At 68.4% G+C, this 1,410-nt stretch carries 1 protein-coding gene; it reads right to left on the minus strand.

Annotated elements, in window-relative coordinates; genetic code table 11:
* Nucleotides 1–124: 124 nt before the first annotated feature.
* Nucleotides 125–1,354: an IS701 family transposase gene (locus tag ABT171_RS41585; protein ID WP_351252146.1), complete on the minus strand. Its 1,230-nt coding sequence runs from the start codon at nt 1,352–1,354 to the stop codon at nt 125–127.
* Nucleotides 1,355–1,410: the final 56 nt, after the last annotated feature.

Raw genomic sequence — 1,410 nt, forward strand, 5'->3', positions numbered from 1 at the left:
CTAGTAGTGCTTCGTTAGGTTCTGGCTCTGGTTCTGCTGGTCGGCAGGGGTCGGCCGCAGGTGGTGCAGGTGCCGGTCCAGCACCTCAGCAGGTCCTGAAGGACGTCGAGGACCTGGTAGAGGGTCAGGCCGGCATCTGGGCTTTTGGGTCGAGCCGCCGCAGGGTGAGGAAGGCCTGCGCGGCGGTGACGAGGGTGACGTGGTGGTGCCAGCCGCGCCAGGTGCGGCCCTCGAAGTGGTCCAGGCCCAGGCCGTGCTTGAGTTCGCGGTAGTCGTGCTCGATCCGCCAGCGCATCTTCGCCCACCGCACCAGGTCAGCGACCGGAGTGGTGGCGGGCAGGTTGCTCATCCAGTAACCGGTCGGCTCGTGAGCTTCTTCGGGCTGTTCGACGAGCAGGGTCCGCATGGGCAGCACACCGTCCCACCGGTTGCGTCCTCCGGCTTGTTCCTGGGCAGTGCGGGAGGCTTCCTTGCCCGAGGGCCGCACCTGAAGCACGGCGAAGTGCGAGGTCATCGTGCCTTTGCTGCCCTGCCGCCAGGTGACCTCCTGGAACACGGCGGCCTCAGCAACGAGGTCGGGCAGTGGGCGGGGCGCCTCGCGGTATCGGGGCAAGGTCGGTGGGCCCAGCCCGCCATAAGCGGGTTGATACGGCTCGGCGTCGGCAGGTCGGGCGATCTCTTTCGGATCGACGGCCATGACATAGGTCCAGCCGCGTTGCTCCAGCGCGAGCCGGAAGGAGACGCTGCGGCCATAACCGGCGTCGGCCACGATCACCGGCACGGTCAGGCCCTGCCCGGCCAGGCGGTCCAGCAGTCCCAGAACCAGGTGCGTCTTCGACGCATGCCCGACCTCCTGGGGAATCCCGGCCCGCCGGCGCCGAGCGTCGTCACGTGTCCACTCCTGGGGCAGGAACAGCTCCCACTCCAGCGGGCACGATGCCGTGTCGGTGGCCGCGTGGACACTGACCGCGACCTGGCAGTTCGCCCGCTTGCCCAACGCTCCGCAGTACTGCCGGGCCACCCCGACCGAAGCGGTGCCGCACTTGGGGAACGACACGTCGTCGACGACCCACACCTCAGGGCGGATCGCCTTGCACAGCCGCTCGGCGATCCGCCGCCGCACCGGCAGTGGGTCCCACGGCGACTGGTTCACGAACTGCTGCAGGGCCTGCATGTTGCCGTCCGGCAGCCGCTCGGCCATCGGCTGGATCGACTTGCGCCGACCGTCCAGCATCAGGCCCCGCAGATAGCACTCGCCCCAGCGACGCTGATCACGCCGCGGCACCGACCCGAACACATCGGCAACGAACTCCGCTAACTCACCCCGGAGCCGTTCCACTTCCCCCAGCCTCACACCACGAAGATGCCCACCAGCAGGCGAGATCACTCGACGTAACGAAGCACTACTAG

Origin of the sequence: Streptomyces sp. NPDC001851 (genome assembly GCF_040297165.1) — a bacterium.
GTDB lineage: Bacteria > Actinomycetota > Actinomycetes > Streptomycetales > Streptomycetaceae > Streptomyces.